Annotated in this window: 20 protein-coding genes and 5 pseudogenes; 11 read left to right on the top strand and 14 right to left on the bottom strand. The window is 59.7% G+C overall.

Annotated elements, in window-relative coordinates:
- Window positions 1-289: glutaminase (locus FH08_RS0148055; RefSeq protein WP_031365206.1), on the bottom strand; the 289-nt coding region annotated here is incomplete at its 3' end.
- A gap of 147 nt (window positions 290-436) precedes the next feature.
- A pseudogene (locus tag FH08_RS51565) lies at window positions 437-858 on the bottom strand (ISKra4 family transposase); the annotation flags it as partial.
- 282 nt (window positions 859-1,140) lie between these two features.
- On the opposite strand from FH08_RS51565, the pseudogene FH08_RS54625 reads away from it, so the two are divergent.
- The 5 genes and pseudogenes from FH08_RS54625 (at window position 1,141) to FH08_RS0148020 (ending at window position 6,013) form a co-directional block, all read left to right on the top strand.
- A pseudogene (locus FH08_RS54625) lies at window positions 1,141-1,778 on the top strand (LuxR C-terminal-related transcriptional regulator).
- Window positions 1,775-2,239, top strand: a complete 465-nt coding sequence (locus tag FH08_RS0148040) for a hypothetical protein (RefSeq protein WP_152603121.1) — start codon at window positions 1,775-1,777, stop codon at window positions 2,237-2,239. The pseudogene FH08_RS54625 and the gene FH08_RS0148040 overlap by 4 nt, the downstream one beginning before the upstream one ends.
- Window positions 2,240-2,407: 168 nt before the next feature.
- Window positions 2,408-3,907, top strand: coding sequence for an aldehyde dehydrogenase family protein (locus tag FH08_RS0148035; protein ID WP_031365204.1), 1,500 nt, complete (start codon window positions 2,408-2,410; stop codon window positions 3,905-3,907).
- 81 nt (window positions 3,908-3,988) lie between these two features.
- Window positions 3,989-4,724 (top strand): annotated as a pseudogene (locus tag FH08_RS51560) (aminotransferase class III-fold pyridoxal phosphate-dependent enzyme).
- Window positions 4,725-5,071: 347 nt separating this feature from the next.
- The gene (locus tag FH08_RS0148020) at window positions 5,072-6,013 is read left to right on the top strand and encodes a helix-turn-helix domain-containing protein (protein WP_031365202.1); all 942 of its coding nucleotides are present in this window, start codon (window positions 5,072-5,074) and stop codon (window positions 6,011-6,013) included.
- A 14-nt stretch (window positions 6,014-6,027) separates the two neighbouring features.
- On the opposite strand, the gene FH08_RS53950 is transcribed toward FH08_RS0148020, so the two are convergent.
- The 10 genes and pseudogenes from FH08_RS53950 to FH08_RS52875 form a co-directional block, all read right to left on the bottom strand.
- Window positions 6,028-6,720 carry a PAS domain-containing protein gene (locus tag FH08_RS53950; protein WP_051889090.1) on the bottom strand — a complete coding sequence of 231 codons (693 nt, stop codon included), beginning with the start codon at window positions 6,718-6,720 and terminating at the stop codon, window positions 6,028-6,030.
- 99 nt (window positions 6,721-6,819) lie between these two features.
- Window positions 6,820-7,179: a cupin domain-containing protein gene (locus FH08_RS0148010; RefSeq protein WP_031365200.1), complete on the bottom strand. Its 360-nt coding sequence runs from the start codon at window positions 7,177-7,179 to the stop codon at window positions 6,820-6,822.
- A gap of 31 nt (window positions 7,180-7,210) precedes the next feature.
- Window positions 7,211-8,509: an NAD(P)/FAD-dependent oxidoreductase gene (locus FH08_RS0148005; protein ID WP_031365199.1), complete on the bottom strand. Its 1,299-nt coding sequence runs from the start codon at window positions 8,507-8,509 to the stop codon at window positions 7,211-7,213.
- Between the two features lie 84 nt (window positions 8,510-8,593).
- Window positions 8,594-10,042, bottom strand: coding sequence for an APC family permease (locus FH08_RS0148000; protein ID WP_031365198.1), 1,449 nt, complete (start codon window positions 10,040-10,042; stop codon window positions 8,594-8,596).
- Between the two features lie 257 nt (window positions 10,043-10,299).
- Entirely contained in the window at window positions 10,300-11,277 is a 978-nt protein-coding gene (locus FH08_RS0147995; RefSeq protein ID WP_031365197.1) for a WD40/YVTN/BNR-like repeat-containing protein, read from the bottom strand.
- 31 nt (window positions 11,278-11,308) lie between these two features.
- Window positions 11,309-13,669: an efflux RND transporter permease subunit gene (locus FH08_RS0147990; RefSeq protein WP_031365196.1), complete on the bottom strand. Its 2,361-nt coding sequence runs from the start codon at window positions 13,667-13,669 to the stop codon at window positions 11,309-11,311.
- Window positions 13,670-13,730: 61 nt separating this feature from the next.
- Window positions 13,731-15,559 (bottom strand): annotated as a pseudogene (locus tag FH08_RS49215) (DUF1302 family protein).
- Between the two features lie 83 nt (window positions 15,560-15,642).
- A complete protein-coding gene (locus FH08_RS0147980; RefSeq protein WP_051889089.1) occupies window positions 15,643-17,004 on the bottom strand; it encodes a DUF1329 domain-containing protein in 1,362 nt (453 codons plus the stop codon).
- 373 nt (window positions 17,005-17,377) lie between these two features.
- Entirely contained in the window at window positions 17,378-17,599 is a 222-nt protein-coding gene (locus tag FH08_RS0147975) for a hypothetical protein (RefSeq protein ID WP_152603120.1), read from the bottom strand.
- 48 nt (window positions 17,600-17,647) lie between these two features.
- Window positions 17,648-17,791 carry a hypothetical protein gene (locus tag FH08_RS52875; RefSeq protein ID WP_160172580.1) on the bottom strand — a complete coding sequence of 48 codons (144 nt, stop codon included), beginning with the start codon at window positions 17,789-17,791 and terminating at the stop codon, window positions 17,648-17,650.
- A 560-nt stretch (window positions 17,792-18,351) separates the two neighbouring features.
- Between FH08_RS52875 and FH08_RS0147965 the strand changes: the two genes are divergently transcribed.
- Genes FH08_RS0147965 through maiA form a run of 5 tightly spaced genes read left to right on the top strand, consistent with a single transcriptional unit; the run spans window position 18,352 to window position 23,621 of the window.
- On the top strand, window positions 18,352-20,043 hold the full coding sequence (locus FH08_RS0147965) for an FAD-dependent oxidoreductase (RefSeq protein WP_031365193.1): 1,692 nt from the start codon (window positions 18,352-18,354) through the stop codon (window positions 20,041-20,043).
- 6 nt (window positions 20,044-20,049) lie between these two features.
- Window positions 20,050-20,277, top strand: a complete 228-nt coding sequence (locus tag FH08_RS0147960) for a DUF2783 domain-containing protein (protein WP_031365192.1) — start codon at window positions 20,050-20,052, stop codon at window positions 20,275-20,277.
- 31 nt (window positions 20,278-20,308) lie between these two features.
- The gene (hmgA, locus tag FH08_RS0147955; RefSeq protein ID WP_031365191.1) at window positions 20,309-21,643 is read left to right on the top strand and encodes a homogentisate 1,2-dioxygenase; all 1,335 of its coding nucleotides are present in this window, start codon (window positions 20,309-20,311) and stop codon (window positions 21,641-21,643) included.
- 14 nt (window positions 21,644-21,657) lie between these two features.
- The gene (gene fahA, locus FH08_RS0147950; RefSeq protein ID WP_031365190.1) at window positions 21,658-22,947 is read left to right on the top strand and encodes a fumarylacetoacetase; all 1,290 of its coding nucleotides are present in this window, start codon (window positions 21,658-21,660) and stop codon (window positions 22,945-22,947) included.
- Window positions 22,944-23,621: a maleylacetoacetate isomerase gene (maiA, locus tag FH08_RS0147945; RefSeq protein ID WP_031365189.1), complete on the top strand. Its 678-nt coding sequence runs from the start codon at window positions 22,944-22,946 to the stop codon at window positions 23,619-23,621. Before fahA ends, maiA begins: the two co-directional genes overlap by 4 nt.
- Window positions 23,622-23,632: 11 nt before the next feature.
- Here maiA and FH08_RS0147940 read toward each other — a convergent pair.
- Window positions 23,633-24,418: pseudogene (locus tag FH08_RS0147940) on the bottom strand (IclR family transcriptional regulator); the annotation flags it as partial.
- Between the two features lie 46 nt (window positions 24,419-24,464).
- Window positions 24,465-25,310: an IclR family transcriptional regulator gene (locus FH08_RS0147935; protein ID WP_235210745.1), complete on the bottom strand. Its 846-nt coding sequence runs from the start codon at window positions 25,308-25,310 to the stop codon at window positions 24,465-24,467.
- A 167-nt stretch (window positions 25,311-25,477) separates the two neighbouring features.
- Here FH08_RS0147935 and FH08_RS0147930 point away from each other — a divergent pair, with 167 nt between their 5' ends.
- Complete coding sequence (locus FH08_RS0147930; protein WP_031365186.1) at window positions 25,478-26,437, top strand: MBL fold metallo-hydrolase; 960 nt, start codon at window positions 25,478-25,480, stop codon at window positions 26,435-26,437.
- The last annotated feature ends 100 nt before the right edge of the window (window positions 26,438-26,537 follow it).

The raw sequence follows: 26,537 nt of genomic DNA, 5'->3' as shown, positions 1-26,537 counted from the left end.
TGAACGGTGTCCCGGACGGTTCGCGGCCGACGCGTTCCCAGAGTTCATCTCCGAGCAGCCGGAAAGCCATCGTGCAGGCGAATAGCTTTGAAATACTTTGGATCGAAAACCGAGTGTCGGCTTGGCCCGTACGGAAGACTTCGCCGGCCGGTGTGGCGATCGCCATGCCGAAGCTGTTGGCCGGGACTTTTGCCAGTTCGGGAATGTAGTCAGCAACGCGACCCGCGGTGCGCCACGGTTCGATCTCGCGATGAATCCGTTCGAGGATCGCTTGATAGTTTTGAGTCATGGCGGATGGGTCAGAACGTCAATCGGTGGGCTTGCGATGATACTTCAGAGAGCGTGCGCAGCGGGTGTGGAAACGAAAAAGCCCGCGTTGTAGGGGACTCCGGACAAGGCGGAGGTTGTCGATTAAGCAATGACGTTGCCAGACGCGCGGCATCGTGGCGCCAAGCTCCGCGTGCAGCCATCTCAGTTCACCGGTGCTTGCCTCCGTCAGGTAGTTCTTGAGCGGAGAAACATGTCTTGAGCCGTCAGCACCACAATTGCAGGCCTTCCATCGTTCGCGACAATAGAAAACCTTTCCCAGCGCGGTCTTCAGCTCCGAGCAATGACTATCGTGCAGGCGACGCTGTACGCCGCAGTCCACACAGGATCTACGCGACGCGCAAAAACGTTCGATCTGCTCGACAACGAACTCCTGCTGCACACAATTGAGCAATGACTTGCCTTCGGCGAGTGACAGTGCCACGTCTCCGGGTGTCTGGTCTTCGATGTGCCTGTGAACCGCATGACCACAACGCGCTTCACCACACTCCCATTACCGTTATCGAACTCAAGAACGATCGTGCATCGCATGGCGGCTCCTAGTCTCGTAGTTAGGGAGTCGATACCCTTCCGCGCTCGTCTCCCAGCCTTTTTAACGGCTTCCCTCAACAGCCGCTAACCGGAGCACCGGTCCAGCCGATCGCAATGGCGGCAATCCGCCATTCAGCTTTGCCAATTCGAGCTAACGCGTTGCCACGGTGCCTTCCTACAATAGTCCCGAGCCTTCGATCCGGGAGACCGCGCATGTTGCATGAGAACCGAGATATTCCCGTCACTTCGAGTGAATTCGTGCCTACGATCGACGCTGTAGTTATGGCGCTAGCGGGCCTAGGTCGACCGTCGGCCACGGTTTTCTATTCGCTCGGCGCGGGCAACGAGCGCTCGGACTTCGAGTTGTTCGGCCTTGCCGAGACGATGCATCGCATTTACCTGCCGCACTATTGCACGCTCGATCTTCTACATCCTTCGCATTGTGGCCGTCAGACCCGCAGCGTGTTGACGCTCGCCAGCGCGTGGCCGGATTCGGCGCGAGACAGCTCAGTTTATTGGGGACGATTTCCCCGGCCGCGTCGGGTGGTAGATGTGACGGAGGTGTTGCTGCGAGACAGCGCCCGCACGGTTGCAGCAGTTTCACCGGCGGCCATGGTGCCCGACGGGGGGTTCCGTGCTGATGAACTGAGCCGTTCACAGGCGCTGCAGCCGGTTCTTGGCGCGGCTCTGGTGGCGCTGTCACGTGGCGAACATTCGATGCGTACCGACACCGGCGGCCGGCCGCCCGGACGTATCACGAAGAGCAGATCGCGCTGCGTGTCCGCGATGGGATGTCGAACAAGCAGGTTGCCCGCGATGCTCCCCTCGCGCAGCCGACTGTCACGACCCATCTGCCGCATATGTTCCGCAAGCTTGGTGTCTCGAGCCGGACCGAACTGATCGGCGCCCTGTTCCCGTGACAAATACCACCCTCATGATGATGGACCCCTCGCATATGAATTTCACCAGCGTAGGACCCGCCGATGATGTGATGCTGCTCTATGCGGTCGCCGCATTGCGAGTCGAGCCGGCTGGCGCGGACAGCTGGTTCCGGCGTCGCCCTGGAGCACTCGCGGCGGTGATCTCGCGCGAGGAGGATGTCTCGGACATCCTGATGCGACTGCCTGATTGCTGGAACATCGTCGACGGCGCGCGCTGTATCGGTCTGCATGATGAGATCGACATTCTCACCGGTGACCCGCGCTTTAAGCGTGGCTTTGATGAGGCGAACTGCGCGATCGTCGGCCATGCTGACGGCACACGCTTTGCGCTGCTGTTGCAGATCAACGCCGCCGAAGCGGTGTTGCTCCCTGAACGCCCGTTCAGGGAGCGCGGGGCGTTCGAACGCTGCCTCTTGCCGGATGGTCAGGTCGAGTCCTGACTGACGCGACCGCTGGAATCATCTTCTACATGTTTTCCCTTAGCCGTCGCTTGCCTGCCGATTTGCGCTAACGACGCGCAAACCTGTCTGGCACAGTCGTTCCATCCCGATTGTCAGCACTGTCCGGGGGCACCTGAACTCCCCGGTAACCTACGAGAGATTGAAGATATGAGTAGCGATAAAGCAATCGTCGTCAGCGACGCGGTCCAGGCTTTCGTTCGGCGCGACTTCGGACTGTTCATCAATGGTGGAGCGCAACGCGCGCATTCAACACGGCGGCTCGATGTCTTCAATCCGGCGACGGGCGAGCGGCTTGCCAGCGTGCCGGATGCGGATGCGATCGACGTCGACAACGCCGTCACGAATGCGCGCGCCGCATTCGATGCGCGCATCTGGAGCGGCTTGCGTCCGGCCGAGCGCGAACGCATCCTGTTGCATTTCGCCGACCTCCTGGAAGCCAACGCGGAAGATCTGGCTCAGCTCGAAACTCTGAACCAGGGTAAGTCGATCAACGTGTCGCGCGCGGTCGAAGTGGGTGCGACGATCGAATACGTGCGGTATATGGCCGGCTGGGCGACCAAGATTACCGGCGAGACGCTCGATGTGTCGATTCCTTTTCCGCCCGGCGTCCGGTACACGGCGTTCACACGCAAGGAGCCGGTCGGCGTGGTGGCGGGCATCGTGCCGTGGAATTTCCCTTTGATGATTGCCGTATGGAAGCTGGTGCCGGCGCTCGCGGCGGGGTGCACGATCGTCATCAAACCCTCGCCGGAGACGCCGCTTACCGCGCTGCGGCTCGCCGAACTGGCACTCGAAGCAGGGGTGCCACCGGGTGTGTTCAACGTCGTGACGGGCGGCCGCGAGTGCGGCGCGGCGCTCGCGGCGCATCCCGGCCTCAGCAAGATCTCGTTCACCGGCTCGACGCCCACTGGCAAACTTGTCGGGACCGCCGCAGTACAGAACATGACGCGCTTTTCGCTTGAACTCGGCGGCAAAAACCCCGCCGTGATGCTGGCTGACGTCGACGTCGAACAGGCGATCCAGGGTGTGCTTGTCGGCGGCTTTCTCAACCAGGGGCAAGTGTGTGCCGCGGTATCGCGGATCTATGTACACCGCAGCAAATACCAGCAGGTCGCCGACGGCCTTGCCGACGCTGTGAACGCCATGACAATCGGTCCTGGTCTCGACCCGGCCGCACAGGTCAATCCGCTCGTGTCGGCGCAGCACCGCGACCGGGTTCAGCAGCATATCGCGCGTGCGCAGGCCGATGGCTTGCGTTTTCTCGCCGGTGGCACGCCTGTTGATTTACCGGGTTTCTACGTGAGGCCCACCGTGATCGCCGACGTGCCGCACGACGCCGCGATCATGCGCGATGAGGTATTCGGCCCCGTGCTTGCGGTCGTGCCGTTCGACGATACCGCCGACGCGCTTCGCCTCGCCAACGACTCTCCATACGGGCTTGCCGCGAGCGTGTGGAGCAACGACCTGCGCGCGGTGATGAACCTCGTGCAACAGATCGACGCAGGCACCGTCTGGGTCAACTCGCACGTGCCGCTCGATCCGGGCATGCCTTTCGGCGGCTACAAGCAGTCGGGCATCGGCCGTGAGTTCGGCAAGTACGCTATCGAAGGTTTCACTGAAACCAAGTCCGTCTGCATCGCGCACTGAGCCGCGCACGAGCTTTCACGAACCGGCAAGCAAACTGGAGCCAAGCCGACGGGGACGCACGATTCAGCTTTCTGGCACCCGATGCTGCACCCGGGCGAGATGCAGCACCGCCAACCGATCCGCAATGTGTGCGCGGCGCTGGGTGTTATGTTCTCGACGAGCATCACAAGCGGCTCGTCGACGGCCTGTGGAACGTCAACGTCGGTCATAACCGAACGAGGTCAATCGAACCCGATTGCATACGCTGCAAAAACTATAGCTCGACGGGCACGGACGCCGTGGAGTCGGCATTCAAGCTTGCCCGCCAATACTTGAAACTTGAAGGCAGGTGGATCACACCAAGTTCATTTCGCTAAACCAGGGTTATCACGGTACGGATTTCGGCGGGGCATTGGTGAACCGGAACCCGGCCAGATCTGTACGGAGATGCTGGAGCGCGAAATCGTGTTCCAGGGCCCGGATACCGTCGTGGCATGTATCACGCGCCAGCGCAGGGTGCAGGCGGCGTGATTGAACTTCCTGAAAACTATTGACCGCTGATTTACGAAGCGTGCAATAAATATGGAGTACTTTTGATTTTCGATGAGATCGTCACGAACTCAAGGAGCTGATGGTCGCACTCGATCTGGTCAAGGACAAGATGACGCGTGAGCCGATCCACCTGGCAACCTATGCCAACGCAGTGGCGGAAATGTCTCGAGCACTTGGCGTGCTGTCGCGTCCGGTCCGCACCACGATTATCCTCTCGCCGCCGCTGGTGATCGACACACAGCGTCTCGATGCGATTGCCGCGGCACTCCGCAACTGGCTGCGATGAGGTCATGCCCGGTGAATGACGATGCCCGGCTGGAGACATCTGTCTTCAGTCTGCCGGCAGATCGGTGCGTGAGATGGCTTTCAAGTTTGTCGCGCGCCGTCATTATTGTATAAATTTTGAAAGACTGGGTGCGACGCATACTCACAAATCGGCATAACGATGCTGCGTTGAGCCGACGGCGATGGATTTGTCTTTCCAGATTTAATTTGTCATTCTAGATTGATAAACCAACACGACTGCACTCAGCCAGGACTCCGCTACGCAACGCGGGTTTGGTCTTGCGAATGGGGTGCTGAGTCGCCACATACGAAATCGTGCAGCATATCGAACGTGAGTAGGAGGGTACGATGGAATTTCGGATCAGCATGCTCGCCGACGTGCATGATCATTCGTCGGCCGTGAGCGGTTGGGAGCAGGTGTATCGCCAGATCACACCGGGACGTTTCCAGAGCACGCTGGTCCAGGCCTCGTCGAGCGACTTCCACTTTTTTCGTGAGTCGACCAATCGTCGGGTCGCGCAACAGGGGATCGCGCCAACAGGGCAGTCGTCGATTGCGGTACCGCTGTACGCGCCGCTCGTCGGCACCTTCCAGGGACAACGGTTAGACGGCTACGCACTTCTGTTGTTGGGCGCCGGCGAGGAGTTCCGGTTTCACACGCCGGAGTCGACGCACTTTACTGGCATCAGCGTGCCGACCGACGCGATGGACGAACTCGTCAGCGTGGTGGTCGGCGAGTCATGTGCGCGGCAGATGAAGCAGAACGTGCTGCGCCTCGGGGATGAGCAGGGAGTGATGTTGCGCGAACGGCTTGCACCGTTTCTCGACGCAGCCGAGCGCAATGCCGGCGCGTTCGCCCATCCGGGCGCAGCGAAGGGTTTCAGGGATGAATTGATCAGTGTGCTGTTTGGTCTGCTCGAGAGCGCGACCGGCGAGCCGCGCCGCGACCTGACGCATGCCACGTATAGTGACATCGTGCGTCGTTGTGAACGCATTGTGCAGGAGAATACCGAGCAGCCGATCACAGTGCTCGACCTCTGCCGCGCGCTGCGCTGTAGCCGCCGCACCTTGCAGACCAGCTTCCAGCGGATCGCCAACGTTACGCCTGTCGAGTACCTGCGTTCTATCCGGCTTAACGCCGTCCATCGCTTGCTACGTTCGACGAGTGCGAACGATTTGCTGGTTGGTGATGCCGCGGCCCGCTGGGGGTTTACGCACCTTGGCTATTTTGCACGGGAATATCGCGACCTGTTTGGAGAATTGCCTTCACAGACGCGGCGCTTGCGGTAGGCAGGAGGGATTCATCACTCTTGCGTCATCACGCGCTGCACAATCTTGACGTTCGTTGAGATTTGCTTCGTCAGCTTGTCCGTGTCGTCTGCAAGCCTTTTTATTTCGGCGGCAACAACGGCAAATCCGCGGCCGCTGTCGCCTGCTCTCGCGGCCTCGACCCGAGCGTTAAATGAAAGAATCGATAGAGCACGGATGGTTCTCAGGATGTCGGCAACATCGCCAATAATGGTGTTGGTGGATGCCGTCATTGCCTTCAGCCGCTTCTCCGATGCGATTTGTGCAGCGCGTTCGCCTTGAACCTCTACAACGAGACCCTCCAGATAAAGCAGTTTGCCATTGTCGGTAAACACGCCTCCACCCATCTCCCGAACCCATACCGTTCGTCGCATGGCGGTTCTTATTCGATAATCGACTGTCCACATCTCCCGTTTCTGAAGGGCTGATTGAACCGTATCAAGAACGTATCCTTCGTCCTCAGGCTCGGTCAACGAGGGAAGCGTACGTACTGCGTTGCCCACGAAGTGAGATGACGGGTAGCCCGTCAAAGTTTCGATCGAGGGCGTCGCATAAACCACCGTGAAGTTTGCATCGTTTAACTGACGATATAGGAAGCCCTTCATTCTTCCCGTGATGCTCCGGACAATCGACAACTCGTCGTCTTGTACTGGTGTGCCGGCGCTTTGTTCGTTCCCATAGGAATCCATACTTCCCTTTTTTCGTGGTACTGGCACATTGCCGGGGCCATCACGCAGGGCTACGCGATGCCCCCAGATCCCGATTGCCGGTGCTAACTCCTCTTGCCGTCAGACCACTGCCAGATAGTGTTTCGTAAACCGGTCCGTCAGGATGTGCCACGAGATCGGTGTACCTTTCTCGATGAACCAGCTATCGCCTGCCTTGTAGTGAACCGACTCGCCGGTATTCTCATCGCGCAGCGTACATTCGCCCTCGATGACGGTGGCATGCTCGCTAAACGGGTAGACCATCTCGAACTTGCCCTTGGTGCATGCGAAAAATCCCGCACTAACGGGTGCGGTCGGTGTGCCAAAGTGAATGTGACCGAACGCCTTGACGTCACCCTCGATAATGGTTGACCCCAGGTCGGCGACTGTGCCCCACGGGTCCAGAGCCGGCGGTTGTGTGCCCAATTTGATACTAAGCATGTAGTTCTCCATGTGTACGACAGTGAAAAATCTAGCGGCGTCCTTTCCAGAAACCGCTAAGCTGGTTCCATGCTTTCCCGCCAGTGGTCACGACGGCGCGCAGGTTGTCCTTGGCAAAGATATTCAGGTGCGGAATCGAGCTCATCAGATCGTAGCGGCGTGAACCCTCGCTCATTCCCTCCGCGAGCACCCGGCACACGATATGGCTCGGAGTCACGCCGAATCCCGCATAAGCCTGCACGTAAAACACGTTGGGGTGGGCCGCAAGCGTTCCGATCTGCGGGAACAGGTTCGCACCACAGCACAGTGGACCACCCCACGCCAGATCGATCTTCACATCCTTGAGGTACGGGAACACCTTGAGCATCAAGCTGCGATTCCACGCCTTCAAGTCCTTGGGGATGTAGTCGATCAGTGCCGTCGCGCTACCGAAGAGCAGACGGTTTTCATTGGTGACGCGGTAGTAGTCAATTACAGGCCGGATGTCGCTATACGCGCCCCGAATCGGACTAATGCGCTCAATGAGTTCGTCGGACAGCGGTTCCGTGCACAACTGAAATGCATAGGTGTTGACGGTCTTGCGGTGGATCTCGGGTTCCATGCCGTTAAGAAAGGCGTTGCACGCCCATAGCATTTTCGAGGCTCGCACGGATCCCATCGCGGTGCGGACGGTCACCCGCTCGCCGTATTCGACGTCGATGACCGCGCTGTTTTCGAAAATACGTGCGCCATGGCTCGTGAGTGCTTTCGCTTCACCCAGCAGAAGATTCAGCGAATGCACGTGACCCGCACCCATGTGCAGAAGGGCGCTTCCATACACATCGGAGCCCACCACCCTCCTGACATCCGCTCCAGTCAGCAACTGCACGTCGACTGTCGGATCAACAGCCTTGAAGCTTTGTTCCCAGGCGCGCAGTGTCTTTTCCTGACGCTGGTTGAAGCCGAGGTACGCATAGCCGAAGCGGAAGTCCGCGTCGATATTGTACTTTTCAATACGCGAGCGAATGATGCCTGCGCCCTCGTTGCTGATCTTGAAGATCTGCTGCAGGCCTTCCTCGCCGACATGCTTTTTGATCGTGTCGAGATCGTGACCGATCCCGGCCATGATCTGGCCGCCGTTGCGCCCGGTGCCGCCATAGCCGAGGTAGCGGCCTTCGAGCACGACGATATTGGTGACGCCGCGCTCGGCCAGTTCGAGCGCCGTATTGATCCCGGAGAAGCCGCCGCCTATCACGACTACGTCGGCGTCGATGTCTTCGTTCAGGCTGGGGAACCGCAGGTCGTACTTTTTGGTTGCAGCATAGTAAGTCAACGAATCCAGATTGTTCATTTCCACAGTATTTCTCTAGCTCAGATGAGGTCCGGAAGGTGCTCGCGACGTTGCGTCGTGTGAACGAGGCTAAGCTTGCGGGTTTTAGAGTTTGGAACTGCCCAGCCGCGCGAAGCACGCAGGATCACGACGCTTGAGCGCTCTGGCCAGGGCGATGCCGATGATCGCGAAGACCGGAAGCAACGCTGTAAGCGCATAGGACAGTACGACGCTGGCGCCTGTCAGCACTGAGAAGTTCGCTACGGCGAGAACCAGCACTACAGTCAATGCCAGACCCGCAACGAGCGGGAACACGAACGTACGCAGCCGGCCTTCGGAACCCGAACGGACCCTCAAGAAGAACGCGATTACCGCCGCGGACGACAGCGCCATCAGCGCAATGATGCAGAGCGTCGCGACGTTGGTCAGCCAGGCAAACAACGTCAACACCGGATCGGTCCTGGCGACAACAAAGGCGAGCACGACGATAGCGGCGAGGACTGTCTGAATGGCGGACCCGATGTGGGGACTTTGATGTACTCGGTGAGTACGGCCGATCACCCTCGGCAGCAGGCCCTCGCGACCCGCAGCAAAGAAATAGCGCGACGCCGAATTATGGAACGCGAGTAATCCCGCATAAACGCTGGTGATGAACAGAATGCTCATCGCCGTAGTCAGGGTCTTGTTGGCGTAGTGATCTGACAAACTGTACAGAAACGTTGTCGGGTCGGACAATGAGGTCAGGGTTTTGACGATCTTGTCGGAGCCCGCACCAATTACCATGCACCACGCCGAAAACGCGTAAAACACGCCGATCAGCAACACCGAAATGTAGGTTGCGAGCGGCACCGTGCGGTGCGGGTCCTTCGCTTCCTCGCTATAGATGGTGGTGGCCTCAAAGCCAATGAAGCTCGCGAAGCAGAACAGAAAGCCGATCGCTGGCGTACCGCTGAGAAATGCATGCGGGGTAAACGACACACCATTGATCCCGCTGTCGCCTCTGGCCATCAAGATTGCCAGATCGAGGATCAATACAACAATGTATTCGCCGAACACCAGTACGCCCAAGAGCTTTGCGGACAGGTCGATTTGCCGGTAGCCAAGCACGGCAATACTGGCCATTGCAACAAACGAACAGGCCCACCACGGAGCGTCGATGCCGAAGCGGCTGCTCAGTAGCCCGGATACGACTGCTCCAAACATGCCATAGAGGCCGATCTGCATCGTGTTGTAGCCGAGCAGGGCAAGGAGTGCCGCTGCGCCACCAGCGGTGCCGCCCAAACCGCGGGCAGTGAACGCATAGAAGCCGCCCGCGTTGGTAATGTGGCGCGCCATCGCCGTATAGCCTGCCGAGAACAGCAGCAGTATTGCGACTGTTGCGACCAGTAGGGCAGGCGTGCCCGCGCCATTGCCTAGCATGATGCCGATCGGAAAACCCCCTGCGATAGCGACGAGAGGGCCCGCGGCCGAGATGACAAAGAAGATAATAAACCCAAGACCTAACGCGCCTTGCCGAAGCTCGGTGGATTCGGGTGTTTCAACTGCGACGGTCATTTGCTTTACTCCAGAATATGTGGCGGCTCCGGAAAGTCCTGATTCTGAACCCGGTTTCACGGCGGGCTGCGCTGCCTTTCCCCAACCCGTGCCTGATGCAATTCACTTTAGGGAGTCAAAATGGCAGCGGTGAGCGCAAATTGGCAACGCGTGGCGTCGGCCCAGAGAGCGATGCGAGTCCTTTATCCATTGGACGCCGCTTCAGAATTTGGACCGCATCCGCTTTCGTTTTTCACAGGGTATCAATGCGCCTTTCGCTACTCGGACTTCAGGATGCCATCCTTGGAAAAGAAGATGGGTGCGCTTATTCCAGCGCCCGGCACGACCAGTGCGGTTAGTGAGGCACGGTCCGGTCGCTGCTTCGCTGTGAAGCGTGCGCCGGCAGAGGACCCGTTGAGCACGAACCCATCCAGGCCAACGCCGAACACCTGATCCCCCGACGCGATGAGCTCCGTGATAGACCCGTTTGAACCCGAGTCGACGGAGGTCCACGTATCCCCGCCGTCATGGCTGCGGTAGAGGTGACCAAGCAGTCCTCCGACAAATATCGAACCGTCCGCTGCCGCAGTGCCCGTCCACAAGCTGCCCTTGTTGCCGGTTTGACGATATTCCCAAGTGGAACCGCCGTCGCGTGAGCGAAGCACGATGCCCTGCTCAGCGGCAATGAAGAGCGTGCCCGAGCCATCGGCGAAGATCCGGTACAGGTTGCGATCAGCCTTGCCGCCGCCGGGCGGCGGCGGTAGCTTCGAGACGTTCCAGGTGTGGCCGCCGTCGGCTGTTTCCAGCAGGAGCGACCACAGGCCAACCGCCCAGCCGTGACTCGCGTCCTTGAAATACACTGAGAAGAGCGGCTGGTCGATCGATGTAACGGCACGCTGCAGCGTCCAGGTTTCGCCGCCATCGACGGTGTCGAGAATGACGCCCCACTGGCCCACAGCCCAGCCGTGCTGTGGGTCGGCGAAATAGACCGCCGAAAGTGTCGACGAGGCCGGGACTGCTTTCGCCTGCCTGTAGGTATGGCCTCCATCGTCGGACAGTACGACGATGCCATGCTCGCCGACGGCGACGATCCGCGAACCGGCGCGTGTTGCGTCCAGCAGCATCGAGTGGGTTGGGTCGCCCCAAGGGTGTGCGGGCAAGACCGTTAGCGGTGCTGCTGTGCTGCCGTCCGTCTGCGCGAAGCTACTCACGCAGACACAACACAGCGCGGCACAGGCAAGAAGATTTTTGATCATTGAGAAACCCTTGATGTTATGTCCGACATGCTCAGTGGCCCAGCAGACCCGGCGCGCGCACCGGCTTGCGGCGCGGGAACCAGCGCTCAAGCAGGACCGCGAGCGCCGGTAAGGCCGTCATCGCCATCACCAGGTTGACGATGAACATGAACGCGAGCAGCTTCCCCATGTCGGCCTGGAACTTCAGCGCGGAGAAACTCCAGGTCGCGACGCCGATCGCGAGCGTGATTGCCGTGAAGATCGTCGCCACGCCGACCTCGAGCATCGCGTGCTCAACCGCCTTGACGATGGTCTGGCCGTTCGCCATGTGCAGTTGCAGCCGGTTGTAGATATAGAACGCGTAGTCGACGCCGATCCCGACTGCGAGCACCATTACCGGCAGCGTCGCGACGGTCAGGCCGATCTGCAGCTCCTTCATGAACCAGTAGCCGATGAAGGTTGCAACTGTCAGCGGCGCACAGCACGCCACCATTGCGCGCAGGTCGCGATAGGCGAGGAACACGAGGATCAGGATCGCCGCGTAGACGTAGAGCATCATCGGCAGCTCGCTTTGCGCCACCTCATCGTTGGTCGCAGCCAGCACTCCGGCATTGCCTGCGGCGAGCCGGATCGAGACCCCGTCGAGATGGTGCGACGCACGGTATTGCTTGACGTCCGCCAGGATGCGGTTAAGTGTCTTCGCCTTGTGATCGGTTAGGAACAGGTGGACCGCCGTCATGCTGCAATCCTTGTTCATGTAGCCCTTGACCCGTCCGATCTCAGCCGATAGTCCGCCGTAGTTGCCCGGATCAATCGGCACCACATTCATTTTCGGATTGCCTTCGTTATAGCCTTCGTTATATGTGCGCAGCATCGCGGGATACGATTGCACCGAAACGACCCCCGGCTCGCTTTGCATCGCCGACGCGAAGTCATCTTCGAACACGCCGACTGCAGGACTGTCGCAAGCAGCGCCCGCCGACTCGAACACAATCGTCAGCCAGTCAAGCCCGACGTCGTAGTTGTTCGCGATCGACACGGCATCGCGGTTGAAACGCGCGTCCGCACGCAGCTCCGGTGCACCCGGCTGGAGCGTACCGATCACGCGGTCGCGGCTTTGCCACGCTGCCAGCACGAACACGAGTGCCGTGATCGCGACGACAACGTAGGCGTTCCTCGGTTCGGCGACCCGCGCCAGCTTGCGCAGCCACGCCGAGCGGCGCTCGCGCTTGTCGAGTGCGCGATCGGCGTACGCCTTCGTGAAATGGAAGCAGGACGCAGCCACTGGCAGCATGATCAGGTTCGTGACGATCTTGTAGCCTACCCCGAGCGATGCCGTGATCGCGAGCTCGCGCACCATGGGAATCGGAATTAGTAGCAGCGTGATGAACGACACCAATGCGGTGATCAGCGCCAGCGTGCCGGGTATCAACAGGCCGCTAAAGCTGTGGCGCGCTGCGTCGAGCGAGCTGCGCCCGTGCGACAGTTCGCGCACGATGTAGTTGACCTGCTGCACGCCGTGCGACACGCCGATCGCGAACACCAGGAACGGCACCAGCACCGCGAGCGGATCGAGACCGAAGCCAAGCAGCCTGAGTGTGCCGAACTGCCAGACGAGCGACGTCAGCGAACACGCAATCGGCAGGATCGTAAAGCGAATGGAATGGCTGTACCAGTACACCGCAAGCGCGGTCAGCAGCAGTGCGACACCGCAAAAACCGAGCACGGCGGTCGCGCCGTCAGCGATGTCACCGATCTGCTTCGCAAAGCCGATGATCTGGATCTCATAGCCCGTGTCTTCGAACTGCTCGCGGATCTGCGTTTCGAGCAAATGGTTGAACGCGACGTAGTCGAGCACCTTACCCGCGCTGTCGCGCTCGTTCAGTTCGGCCGTAATCATCGCGCTGCCTTCGCCGTGCGAGACGAGGGTGCCGATATAACCCCCGTCTGTCGCCGACCGCCGGATCCTCGCGATGATTTGCGGCGTCAGTTGATCAGGCGTGATCGTACCGTCGATGACGGGGTTGGCGCGAAAGCCATCCTCGGTAATTTCATTGACGAACGCGTTGGGCGTCCACAGCGACTCCACGCCCTGCCGGTCAACGTTCGGCAGGAACATGACCGCCTGTGTCACCTTGTACAAGCGCGTGAGTCCTTGTGGCGTCCAGATATTGCCGTCGCGGGCGCGCACGACAACGGTGATGCGATTCGCGCCGAACAGATCGTTGCGATACTTCTGGAAGGTCTTGATGTACTCATGGCCTATCGGCATCTGTTTCTCGAAGCCAGCCTCCATGCGTAACTGCGCTGCGAACACGGCCATGATGGCGGTGAAAATCCCGATCGCTATCAGCACGACCGCACGATGTCCGAAAAACAGTTTCTCAAGACGGGTAACGAAGCGATTTAACACGGCCTATCCTTCAAAGATTTCGGTACGCGGACATGCGTACCGCTTGACTGCGCTGAACGGTTCAGAAATTGCGCGTTGCAAACATACCCACGAAATTCCGGTCGGCATACGGCTGGCCGACCGTGTTATGCCCGCCGAAGAACGCCGTGAAATTGATACCGGCCTGCCAAACCGTGGGGTTCTGGTTGAACAGCACGTAGAAGTTCAGCGACTTCGCACCTTGCAGGTAGTTCGCCGAGAAGGTTGGTGTGTACCCATACAGCGCATCGGAGAAAGTCACACCAGGTGTTACTTGCCAGCCAGGAATCAGGCTTCCGTCATACGTCCAGTTGAAGTCGACGGTTGCGCCCACCGAGCTAGCGGTACCCTGCGCTGCAACGATTGGGTAACCCAGGCTTGAGCCATTGTTCAGCCATGCGTAGTAACCGGCGGCTGGCACTTGCGTGACGCTTTGGCCGTCGATCGTGCGCGTCACGCCGCTCGAACTCAAACCGGGGTAGTAAATCCACGTCAACTCGGCGGTCAACACGGCCATGTCCGCATGGATGAGCTTCAGGAACGGATACTCGCTCTGTGTGAGATTGAGCTGCCCGTTGATGTCGTACTGGAGCTTCTTTCTGTCTTCCCATTGCTGGCAGTTGATGCCACTCACGCCATTGGTGTTCGAATCGAGCGGCCCATTCGCCCCGAAACAGCTGGACAATGCGATTGCGTCATGCGGACGGTATGACAGTTCGGTGCCGATCGCCCAATCTCCTAGCGCAAAGTTCGCACTCGCCCCAAACAGTTGGCGATTCTCGAGATACGACCACTGGTTCGAACCGTTGGCGAGTGTGGAAAGCACCGGCGACTTGTCGGTATAGTTCTCATAGTAGAAACCGAAATTCGCGTCGATGTTCTTCGGCTTGTAGTTAAGCTTCACGCCAAACTGAGGCTTGTACTCGCTCGGCAGTTGCGTGGACACGGGGATGCCAATCGAGTTATACGGCGACCCCGCATACTGGCCGTTCACCAGGCCCGAGTTGATCGTCGAGAGCGTCGTGGAATTGCCGCTGTTCGAGCCGGCGATGGTGCCCGCATCGACACCGCCCACGTTGAAGTTGTTGGAGTTGACGGTAGCCGGTACTGCACCACGCCCGAAATTATTGCTGACCGACCAGAATGTGCCTACGGGCGGATAGCGGTTGCCGTTCCACTGGAACTGGTAGTACCCCTCAGTGCTGAAGCCGTTACCCAGACCGGCCGCAAAGCTCAGCATCGGTGCCGGCAGCAGTGCCTGCTTGAGTTGCGACCCGGGATCAGGAGCTTCTGGATATCGACGGAGTTCGTCGCATTGATGCCGCCCGTCGCGAAGTAGCTCTCGCCCCAGTTGATGACCTGATTGCCCAGGCGCACGTGCGCGGGCCCGCCGCCAAGGTTGAAGTCCTTTTCAACCCACAGGTCGAGTAGTTGCACCGGATAGACCACCTGTGCCGACGCCGTACTGGAGAGAGGCGTTCTCGCGGTATCGCCGGCCAGGAAATCGTACATGGCGGTACCGCGTATCATGAACTTGTAGCCTTCGTTGGGCATCGTCAGTAGAAGCTCGCTCGTCGCGCTGATGTAGGTACTGAACGCCTGCCCCTTGCGGTAGTTCAGATCGCCGTCATCCCCGAAACCCCACTGGTTGACGTTGGCTGCCGCACCGCAACCGTATGCGTTCGGGTCGCCGGTGAGCGAGCAGCTCGGACTCTTCGTGCGAATGCCCGCGCCTGCCGTCAGATTCGAAACCAGCGAGCCGGACAGATCGCCAAAACCCGTCGTGAAGTCGTAGCCGTAAGCGCTTGACGACGCCGCGCCTAACACTGCGAGCGAAACCGAAGCCGCCAAGCCTACCCCTGTCGTTTTCATAGTTAACCTTATTTGTTCTGTCCTGATGGGCGGTCATGGAGGCACGCGCACACGAGGCGCGCGCTTCTCCAGCGCCACACGAATTAACGCTCGCTGATTGAACGCAGGTTCTCGGCCGAGTAGAAGTCGGATGAGAAGTGTGGATCGCTAGTGGTCTCGAAGTAATGCACGTCCTGGCCAGTACCGATCACAGATTGATCAGTGACGTAGCGCCCCGCAAGCAGGTTGTATTGGGCAAAGGGCTCAATATCACACGTGCCACCCAGTTCCCAGACCGGAACCGGATAGCCTTCCTTCGTTTTCCAGAGCTTGCCCTGCGCGTCGTAATCCTCGCCCACCAACGCGAGATATGTGTCTTCGTCGAGATACAGCACCTTTTTCTGCGAGATGTGCCGCATGTTCGACTTGAGCGTTGCCTCAAGCACATAGACACGGTGCAGCTCATAGCGCCGTGCTGACGGATCGACTCCATCTGGCTTGAATACGTCCGCCGCGCTCTTCTTGAAGTCGTACATCGCGAAGTCGTTGTAGGGAACGTACAGTTCCTTCTTGCCGACGAGTTTCCAGTTGAAGCGATCTATGTCTCCATTGAAGAGCCAGGGTTCGTCGACGGTGTACTGGTTTTCGAAGCCGATCTGCGGGGCGTCGTAGTCGTACGAAGGCATCCGGCGCACGCGCCTTTGACCTGGAAAGTAGTAGAACGTAGGGGATTCGTTGTCGGCGAAGTGGAATGTCTGGACGAGCCCCTGACCGGCCAGCGCCGGTGGCGTGTCGTAGGCGAAGTGGATCGAGAACAGCGAGTCGTTGGGCGCGAGCGTGTTGGCTCCCTTCTTGCCCCACGGGAAATACAAGGTCTGGTGGCTCGTCACCGAAATCCAGTCGGAGCTGCCCGCACGCGGGGACACCATTGTATTGACCTTAGCCCATTGAGCGCCCACACCGCGGTACCGGGTCAGGTAGTTCCAGACTGCTTCCTGGCCGGTCTTCGCACCGGGGAACGGGATGCCTGGAAGTACTGCGCTTTGCAGGTGATCACCATTGGCGTCGAGCTTGGCACTGTCCGCATTCTTCTTGATGTTGTCCTGCACCCAGTCCGGATAGCTGCAATCGCGATGGGTGGGATAGACGTCCATCTGATAGTTCTTGACCTGCTTGAACAGCGCAATCTGGCCCGGCGAAAGCTTGTCTGCGTACTTGTCGAGGTTAGCCACGGTAATCGAAAACAAAGGTTTCTCGTCCTTGTATTTCCAGTAATCGCCGCGCACCTTGCCCGCGCTCCATCCTGCTTGCGGCGTATCGTGGCCGGAAAATGCCGGTATCACTCCGTCGCTGCTCGCTCCCTTCTGCGCGCCCACGATCGTCAGATCATTGGGCGACTCCGCCCATGCAAGTGCAATCGACCCGCTGCACATTGCCAACAAAACCAGCTTTGCAAGTTGCTTCATTTCCCACTCCTCACGTCGTTCCAGATACGGTTGTTTCCAGGCTGCTGTGAAGAGGAATGTAGGGATACCAAAAAAAAGCCTTTAGCCCGATTTGGCAAACGATCGCGTAGGGTTTGCTTGTAGAGGCGGCAGACGCATGCGGCGAGCGATATGCACGCGGGTATTTAAGAACGGACTTTCATAGGAAACGCGGTGCTTACGCTACCGTCGTCGAGCGAAACCGAGGACACAGGGTCGCGGTGCGCTCCGCGCTAACGAAGGGTGAGACGTGGACCGTGGACCGTGGATTAGCGGATACGGACTGCTCAATGGTTGTCAAACGAAGTAAAGTCGTCCGAAAAGTGCTACTAAAGTCGTCCATTCAGGGGGACAGTTAAAAAGCGTGGGGTTCCGCTTCTGCCGCCAGCTGCAGGAACTCGAGAAAGCGGCTCACGTCCTCCGGTACTTCGTCGATGCGCGCTCTATAGGCTGCAAGCTTAGTTGCCAGATCACCATTGATCAGCGCGCATCGCATCTGTGCAAGCAGATGGGCGCCACGTGGCGTCCAGCGCGTTTGCTGACATTTGCACATGCGTGCGTTTATCACTTGGTTCACCGCCGATTCCGCCATGGCCGTCGAAATCGGCTTGTGCTCACGATAGTGCTACCCGCAGTCGATCGTCGAGCCGTGGTTGCTTTCAAGGTAAGCGAACAACTCGCCGAGGCGATAGTCGAGTTGCTCGAGGCTGCGCCCGAATCGCGGCGTCTGGGGCACAACGATGCGACAGAGCAGCGGGATCTGTCGCATTCGTTGCTCCGCTTTTGCAGCGTTCGCATGCCAGAAGCACCAGCGTAATTTGTTGACGTAATTTTGCAGCGCTTTCTTCGTGTACTGCTCCGTCTCGGACCGTGGCAGCAGACCCCTGACGATCTGCTAGAGATACCGCACCGGCATCGAGATGCGAAACCAGTCAAGGTTCGGCGTGGCGCTAAACGGGAACTGGCGATAGATGCTTTGCATCCCGCTGGCACCGTCTGTGGTTACTGAGAGTCGTGGTTGAGAGGTCCCAGCGTGCGTCTGGACAAGCGAAGCGAGCTGTTCGGTCAACTTCGGCAACTAGCTTCGCGCACACGCGAAGACGCGCGGCTTCTCCCCCGGCACGGCAAGACGTCCGGTGAGAATTTCGAAGCTCCTGGTTTCTGCCTTTCCCCTTCCTCGGACGCCAGATAAATCACATTGCGCAGACGCGACGTAAGGGTAAACACAGATTTGCGTATGTCAAAAGCTTTATACAATGACGAACATTAGCGAGGAACAAAGTATATTGCTATAAATTAATTTGCTGTCTTTCAGCAAACGGAGACGCCATGCAGATCGATTATCAAACGCTGCGGTTCGACTACGAGCGGGCCGCCGATCACGATGAGGGAACGCCGACACTCTATCCAGTCGTCGTCATCGGCGCGGGGCCCGTTGGGCTTGCCGCAGCGATCGACCTGGCGCAGCAGGGCGTGCGCACGGTGCTCGTGGACAATGACGACACCCTTTCCAGCGGCTCCCGCGCGATCTGCTTCTCAAAGCGTACGCTGGAAATCTTCGATCGCCTCGGCTGCGGAAATCAAATGGTCGAGAAGGGCGTGAGCTGGAACGTCGGCAAGGTGTTCCTGCAGGACGAACTGATCTACACGTTCAACTTGTTGCCTGAAACCGGTCATGCGCGTCCAGCGTTCATCAACCTTCAGCAGTATTACGTCGAAGGCTATCTGGCCGAACGCGCGCAGGAAACGGACAACCTGCAGATGCGCTGGAAGAGCAATGTCATTGGCCTTACGCAGTACGACGGCTATGTCGAGTTGCAGGTCGAAACGCCCGATGGCGTGTATCCGTTGCGAGCGCAGTATGTGATCGCGGCCGACGGCGCACGCAGTGCGGTGCGCAGTGCGCTCGGTCTCGACAGCCGCGGGCGGACCTTCAAGGATCGTTTCCTGATCGCCGATGTGAAAATGAAGGCTCCATTTCCGACCGAGCGTTGGTTCTGGTTTGATCCGCCATTTCACCGCAATCAGTCTGTACTGCTGCATAAGCAGCCGGACAACGTATGGCGGATTGATTTCCAGCTCGGCTGGGACGCTGATCCGGTCGCGGAGAAGCAGCCGGAGCGCGTGATTCCGCGCGTGAAGGCGCTGCTCGGTGAGGACGTCGAATTCGAATTGGAATGGGTGAGCGTCTATACGTTTTCATGCTTGCGCATGGACAGCTTCCGGCATGGCCGCGTGCTGTTCGCGGGCGATTCCGCGCATGGCGTGTCGCCTTTCGGTGCGCGCGGCGCGAACAGTGGCGTGCAGGACGCGGACAACCTCGCATGGAAGCTGCGGCTGGTGGTCAATGGCGATGCGCCGCCCACACTGCTCGACACCTATGCGTCCGAGCGCGAATACGCCGCCGACGAAAACATTCTCAACTCGACACGTGCAACGGACTTCATCACGCCGAAGAGCGCGGTGTCGCGCGTGTTTCGCGATGCGACGCTTAAGCTCGCGAAGGATTGTCCGTTTGCGCGGCGCATCGTGAATAGCGGCCGCCTGTCGGTGCCCGCAGTGCTGCGCGATTCGCCACTGAATACGCCGGATGAAGCCGCTGACGCATTCTCGTGCACCGTGGTTCCGGGCGCGGTCTGCACGGATGCGCCTGTGCAAGTCGATGGCAAGGACGCATGGTTCCTGAACCGGACCGGCGGCGGTCAATTCTCGGGCGTCTATTTCTGCGGGCTTGGTGATGACCTGTCCGCCTGTGCCGAGCGGCTCACCGCGTTCGCGGGTTTTCCGGTTCCAGTGCGCTTGCTAATCGTCGTACCACGCGGTGCGGCGGCGCAAATAGGGCACACGGCGCCGGGCGTGACGGTCATCGAAGACGTTGAAGGCATTCTCACGCATCGCCTTGATGCGCGGCCGGGCACCTTCTACCTGCTGCGGCCCGACCAGCATGTCTGCGCGCGGTGGCGCGTCCTCGACACCGCATCAATCGAAGCGGCCCTCAAACGCGCAACGTGCAACGGATGAACGACCATGAACAAGCTCAACATTGAATTGAACATTGCAGATCCGGACGCGTTCTACGAAAAGCTGATAGATACGCACAACGGACTGACGGACGAGGAAAGCCACTTCATGAATGCCAAGCTGGTGCTGCTCCTGGCGAACCATATCGGCGATGCGGAAGTACTGAGCGAAGCGCTTGCAGTGGCGCGCGCCGGCGTGAGCAGTGCCGCCGGGGCTCTGCAACAGCCTCACTGACTCGACATTCCCCATTCGACCGGAGACGCATATGTCGGAAGCAACATACGGCCTGACGAGGGCCGCTGGCACCGGGTATCAGTCCGGATTTGGCAACGAGTTCGCAACAGAAGCGTTGGCGGACGTGCTGCCCGTGGGACGCAATTCGCCGCAACGAGTCGCAAAAGGACTCTATGCCGAGCAGTTGTCCGGCACGGCCTTTACCGCACCGCGTGCTCACAACCGTCGCTCCTGGCTTTATCGCATTCGTCCTGCGGCTGTTCATATGCCGTTCACGCCGATAGCCAACGATCGTCTGGTCGGAGACTTTTCGACGGTGCCCACCACGCCGCCCAATCAGCTTCGCTGGGATCCGCTGCCGATGAGTGATGCGCCGGTCGACTTCGTCGATTCGCTGATTACGATGGTGGGCAACGGTTCGGCGGCATCGATGAGCGGTTGCGCGATTCACCTCTACGCGGCGACTGCTTCAATGCGCGACCGGTTCTTCTATTCGGCTGACGGCGAGTTGCTGATAGTGCCTCAGGAAGGCCGTCTGACGATCGCCACGGAGCTGGGTGTCATCGAACTGGAGCCGTTCGAGATAGCCGTGATTCCGCGTGGCGTGCGCTTTACGGTAGCACTGCCGGATGGACGTGCGCGCGGCTACGTTTGTGAGAACTTCGGCGCGTTGCTCGACCTGCCGGATCTCGGGCCGATCGGATCGAACGGCCTCGCGAATCCCCGCGACTTCCTGACCCCGAAGGCTGCATTCGAGGATCGGGAAGGCAAGTTCGAACTCGTCGCGAAGTTCGATGGTCACCTGTGGCGGGCAGATATAGGTCACTCGCCGCTCGATGTTGTTGCGTGGCACGGCAACTATGCGCCGTATAAGTACGATCTGCGCCACTTCAACGCGATTGGCTCGATCAGCTACGACCATCCCGATCCCTCGATCTTTCTGGTGCTGCAGTCACCCAGCGACACGCCGGGCGTCCACTCGCTCGACTTCGTGATTTTCCCGCCGCGCTGGCTGGTCGCGGAAGACACATTCCGTCCGCCCTGGTTTCACCGCAACGTGGCGAGCGAGTTCATGGGCCTCGTGCACGGCGTGTATGACGCGAAAGAAGAAGGGTTCGTGCCGGGAGGCGCAAGCCTGCATAACTGCATGTCCGGACACGGGCCCGATGCCGAGACGTTCCGCAGGGCGTCGAGCTCCGATACGACGAAGCCGCACAAGGTCGATGACACGCTGGCCTTCATGTTCGAGACGCCGCGCGTCATCAGACCGACGGCGTATGCACTTGAGACGTCGCAATTGCAGGCGCAATATTTCGAGTGCTGGCAGGGCTTGCAGAAAAATTTCCTGGCGGAATCGAAATCGTGAATGACATCAATCAGATGACCTGGCAAGCGACCAATGATCGGCAACGCAAGAGTTGGGTCGCTTCGGCGAATGAACCCGAGAGCGACTTCCCGATTCAAAACCTGCCGTTCGGGGTCTTTAGCAATAGTCAGAATGAGGCAGCGCGGGTTGGCGTCGCCATCGGCGATCAAATCGTGGATCTGACTGTCCTGGCCGACCACGGTCTGCTGTCGCATAAGCGCAAGACATTCGCGCGTTCGTCACTGAACGACTTCATTGCACTCGGGCAAACAGAGTGGCGTGCCTTGCGCGTGCAACTTTCGTCGCTGCTCGATGCCGGCAATGCGGTGCTGCGTGATAACGCGCTGCTGCGGCAGACGGTGATGGTTCCACAGTCCGACGCTCGCTTGCATCTGCCTGTCGACATCCCGGGCTACACCGATTTCTACTCCTCGAAAGAGCACGCGACAAACGTCGGGACGATGTTTCGCGACCCCAAAAACGCGCTTCTGCCGAACTGGCTCGAAATCCCTATCGGATATAACGGCCGTGCTTCATCGGTGGTCGTCAGTGGCACGCCGGTCAAACGGCCGAACGGCCAGACCAAGCTGCCCGAGGCCGAGCGGCCTGCATTCGGGCCGTGTCGAAAGCTCGATATCGAACTGGAGACGGGCTTCATCGTGGGAACGAACACCCGCCTGGGCGAACCGATTCAGTGCGAACAGGCAGAAGCGCACATCTTTGGCATGGTCCTTCTCAATGACTGGAGCGCACGCGATATCCAGCAGTGGGAATATGTGCCGCTCGGGCCGTTCAATTCAAAGGGCTTCGCTACGACCATTTCCCCATGGGTCGTCACCCTCGATGCGCTGGAGCCGTTTAGATGCGCTCAGCCGGAACAATCACCGGCGCCGTTACCTTATCTTCGCCATTCGGGCCGTCATGGCTTCGATATCCGGCTCGAGGTAGATCTGCACGGCGTGGGAGAAAGCGAGGCGAGCACGATCGCACGGACCAACTTCAAGTACATGTACTGGACGATGGCGCAACAACTTGCGCATCACACTTCGTCAGGCTGTAACGTGCGAGTAGGCGACCTGATGGGCTCAGGGACCATCAGCGGGCCGACTTCGGACTCGTGCGGTTCACTGCTCGAATCGACGTGGAACGGCCAGCGCCCCATGACGATGCCATCCGGGCGGCAACGCACGTTCCTGGAGGACGGCGACGAGATCGTGTTGCGCGGCTGGTGCCAAGGCGATGGCTACCGGGTCGGTTTCGGTTCGTGTGCGGGGCGGATCGTGCCCGCGTCGGAGAGTGCATGAGCGATCTCACGCTGCATGGTTACTTTCGCAGTTCGGCGTCGTATCGCGTCCGAATTGCATTGGCACTCAAGACAATTCGGTTTGATCAGGCGCCGGTGCATCTTGTGCGCGATGGAGGTGAGCAATTGCTCCCGGAGTATCGGGCGATCAATCCGGACGGACTGGTGCCGACGCTGACTCACGCGGTCAACGGCGAGGCGAGCGTCCTGACGCAGTCGCTTGCCATCGTCGAGTATCTTGACGAGCTATACCCGGAGCCGCCGCTGCTCCCGCGCTCGGCGCTCGATCGTGCTTTCGTGCGATCGGTTGCTTTGCAGATTGCCTGCGAGATTCATCCAGTGGCTAATCTTCGCGTCCTCAAATACTTGAAAGGGACCCTGGAGCTTTCGGAAGAGCAGAAGGACGCGTGGTATCGACACTGGATTGATCTTGGTTTCAGATCGCTGGAGTCGCGCTTGTCGACGGATCGGCGGGTCGGAAAGTTCGTCTTCGGCGACACGCCTACGCTTGCTGATCTCTGTCTGGTCCCACAGGTCTGGAACGCCCGGCGTTTCAACATACCGCTTGACGACTACCCGACAATCGTCCGGCTGGCAGATCATGCAATGAGCCTCGATGCGTTCGCCGCGGCCGAGCCTTCTATGCAGCCAGATGCCGAGCCGCGCCGGCACTAGTCACTCTCACATCAACCGCAGTTGACCCACCCGAAGCGCCACGACAAACGGCGCGTCGCGGCGAGCAGTTGTTGCGCGATCTCCCCTTGCGGGCTGCGATCGAAGTTTCCTGACGAGCCAATCAGCGCAATGACAAGGCGAATGCTGCCGGTGTGATCAAACACCGGCGCGGCCAGCGTGCCGATGCCTGGAACCGGCGCATCAAACGCGTGATCAATCCCGATCTTGCGAATTTCAGCGAGACGCGTGCGGTAGTCAGCGGGAAGGGCGCCGGCCGCCGGTAAGCCTGCAAGCCTGATCGCTTCCTGCGGCAAAAGACCCGCGAGCACGTCATCGGAAATGTGGGCAGCGAATACCCGGCCGATCGCGGTATTGACCAGCGACATGACGGTGCCGACCCGCAAGCTGACGTGTTGCGGCCGCGTGGATTCCTCCAGGCGAATCACGGTGGGTCCAAGGGGCCCGAGTGTCGCAGCCGCGACGCTCATGCCGGTGTCGGCGGCCAGCGCGGCGATCTCGGGTTCGGCATCGCGTGTCGGCGACAGACGCTGCAACGCGATCAGGCCAAGTTCCATGCTGAGCGGCCCGGCGTCGAAACACCCGCTGTCGTCGCGACTCAACAAGCCTACCTTCAGCAGACTCACCAAGTGCGGAAACGCCTTCGCCGCCGGCATCCCGGCGGCCGCGGCCAGATCGCGCAGCGACAGCGGCCGGCCCGCGGAAACCAAAGCGAGCAATAGTTCGCCGGTGCTGTCGAGTGCATTGATGCCGCGCTGCGCTTTCGCATCGCTTGCCAGTGAGACGGAGTCGTCCGGGCTTGCCGGGAATTCGCTTTGCATGATTTTAAGCAGGGTTCGCGAGCGCATTGGTTACGCGTCGAGCGGTTTCCAGCAACTGACGCGCGACCGGCCCATCCCAGGCGACATCGATCGAACCGGACGATCCGATCACCGTCAGCGCGAGTTGCATCCGATGTTCGGCGTCAAATACCGGCACGCTCAGGCTGCTGATGCCGGGGCTTGGCACATCGATGCCGCGTTCGATTCCGCGCTCGCGAATTTCGTCCAGGCGCGCTCGCCATTGCTGATTGATAGCAGATTCGCCGGTCAACTGCCGATCGCTCGCGCTCAGGCGAGACCGATTAGTCATTTGGCTCCGGGCCATGGCGGCGACTTGCTCGGGCGCGAAAAACGCGCAGAAAACGCGTCCAGTCGACGTCATCTCGAGCGACATCACCGTGCCGACGTGCAGGTTCACGTGCAGCGGAAATCCGCCACGCTCATATCGAACGATGGTCGGTCCCTGCGCGCCCGCGACGCAAACCGCCACGCTGAACCCAATGGCTTCGGCTAGCGCAGCGGCATGCGGAACCGCGATGCGGTACGCAGGCTGCTGCTCTATATGCATCAGGCCGAGGCGCAACGAAAGCGGGCCCGGCTCGTAGTTGCCGGTGAGCACATCGCGCTTGACGAGACCCAGCCGTGTCAGGCTCACGAGATACGTGTGGGCTTGCGCCGACGACAGTTGCGCCGCGGCCGCGAGTTCGCTCAAGCCCAGCGGTCCGCGATGCCGCGCCAATGCGTCCAGGAGACGGCCGCCCACTTCAACGCTTTGAATACCTCGCTGCTTCTTTTCCGCGGGCGCTTCCGCAACTTCATTGGCTATGCCTTCCGCCGGGGTTTTGATCAATTGGCTGCCTCGCACTAGAACAAGCAGATGGTATCCGATCAGCGTCGCTCATCCGGCAAACCGGAGTTTACCCTATCTTAGCTAATAGCAAGTCTATTTGCCATTGACAAATAATGTTATCAAGATGAAGATGACGCATCCCCACAGTCGTAGCAACGGAGACACACATGGCAAAGGCATTCGCATCCCAGGCGGACCTGGAAGAGAAGAAAATCACTTTCACGCAGCTGTCGGAAAACGCGTATGCGTATACGGCGGAAGGCGACCCTAACTCTGGTGTGATCATTGGCGATGATGGCGTGCTGATCGTGGATACGACTGCGACGCCGGCAATGGCGCAGGACCTGATTGCGAAGATCCGCAGCGTCACCGACAAGCCGATCAAGTACGTCGTGCTTTCGCATTACCACGCGGTGCGTGTGCTGGGAGCATCGGCCTATTTCGAGGAAGGCGCACAGCAGGTGATCGCGAGCCGCGGCACATACGAAATGATCGTCGAGCGCGGCGAGCAAGACATGAAGTCGGAGATCGAGCGTTTTCCGCGCCTTTTCGCGGGCGTCGAAACGGTCCCGGGTCTGACATGGCCGACGCTCGTTTTCGAAAAGGAAATCACCCTGTGGCTGGGCAAGCTGGAAGTGAGGATCGCGCACCTGGGATCCGGCCATACGAAGGGCGACACGGTGGTCTGGCTGCCGTCGCAAAAGGTGTTGTTCTCGGGTGACCTGGTCGAATACGACGCAGCCTGCTATTGCGGCGATGCCCAACTCGAACAATGGCCGGCCACGCTGGAGGCGCTGCGCGCGCTGAACGCCGACAAACTGGTTCCCGGCCGCGGCCCGGCGCTGCTGTCGCCGGCGGATGTGCACAAGGGCATCGACTATACGAAGGACTTCGTCACGACGCTGTTGCAGGCGGGCCGCGAGGCGTTCGAAATGAAGCTCGATCTTAAAGCCGCGATGGCCCACACCCGCAAATCGATGGACCCCAAGTTCGGCCAAGTGTTTATCTACGAGCATTGCCTGCCGTTCGACGTCTCGCGCGCGTTCGATGAAGCGAGCGGCATTGTCCATCCGCGGATCTGGACCGCGCAACGCGACAAGGAAATGTGGACCGCGTTGCAGGACTGATCCAGCAAGCCCGCTTTCGAAGGGTCCCCTCCGGACCTTTCGCTTCCTGTCCAAAAAATGAAGGCGCAGAGACGCCTCGGCGCTGCTCGTCCTGCAAGAA

The organism is Caballeronia sordidicola, assembly GCF_000729995.1.
Lineage (GTDB): Bacteria > Pseudomonadota > Gammaproteobacteria > Burkholderiales > Burkholderiaceae > Caballeronia > Caballeronia sordidicola_A.
Note: the sequence above shows the minus strand (reverse complement) of the source record. Positions and strands in the feature narration are given on the sequence as shown.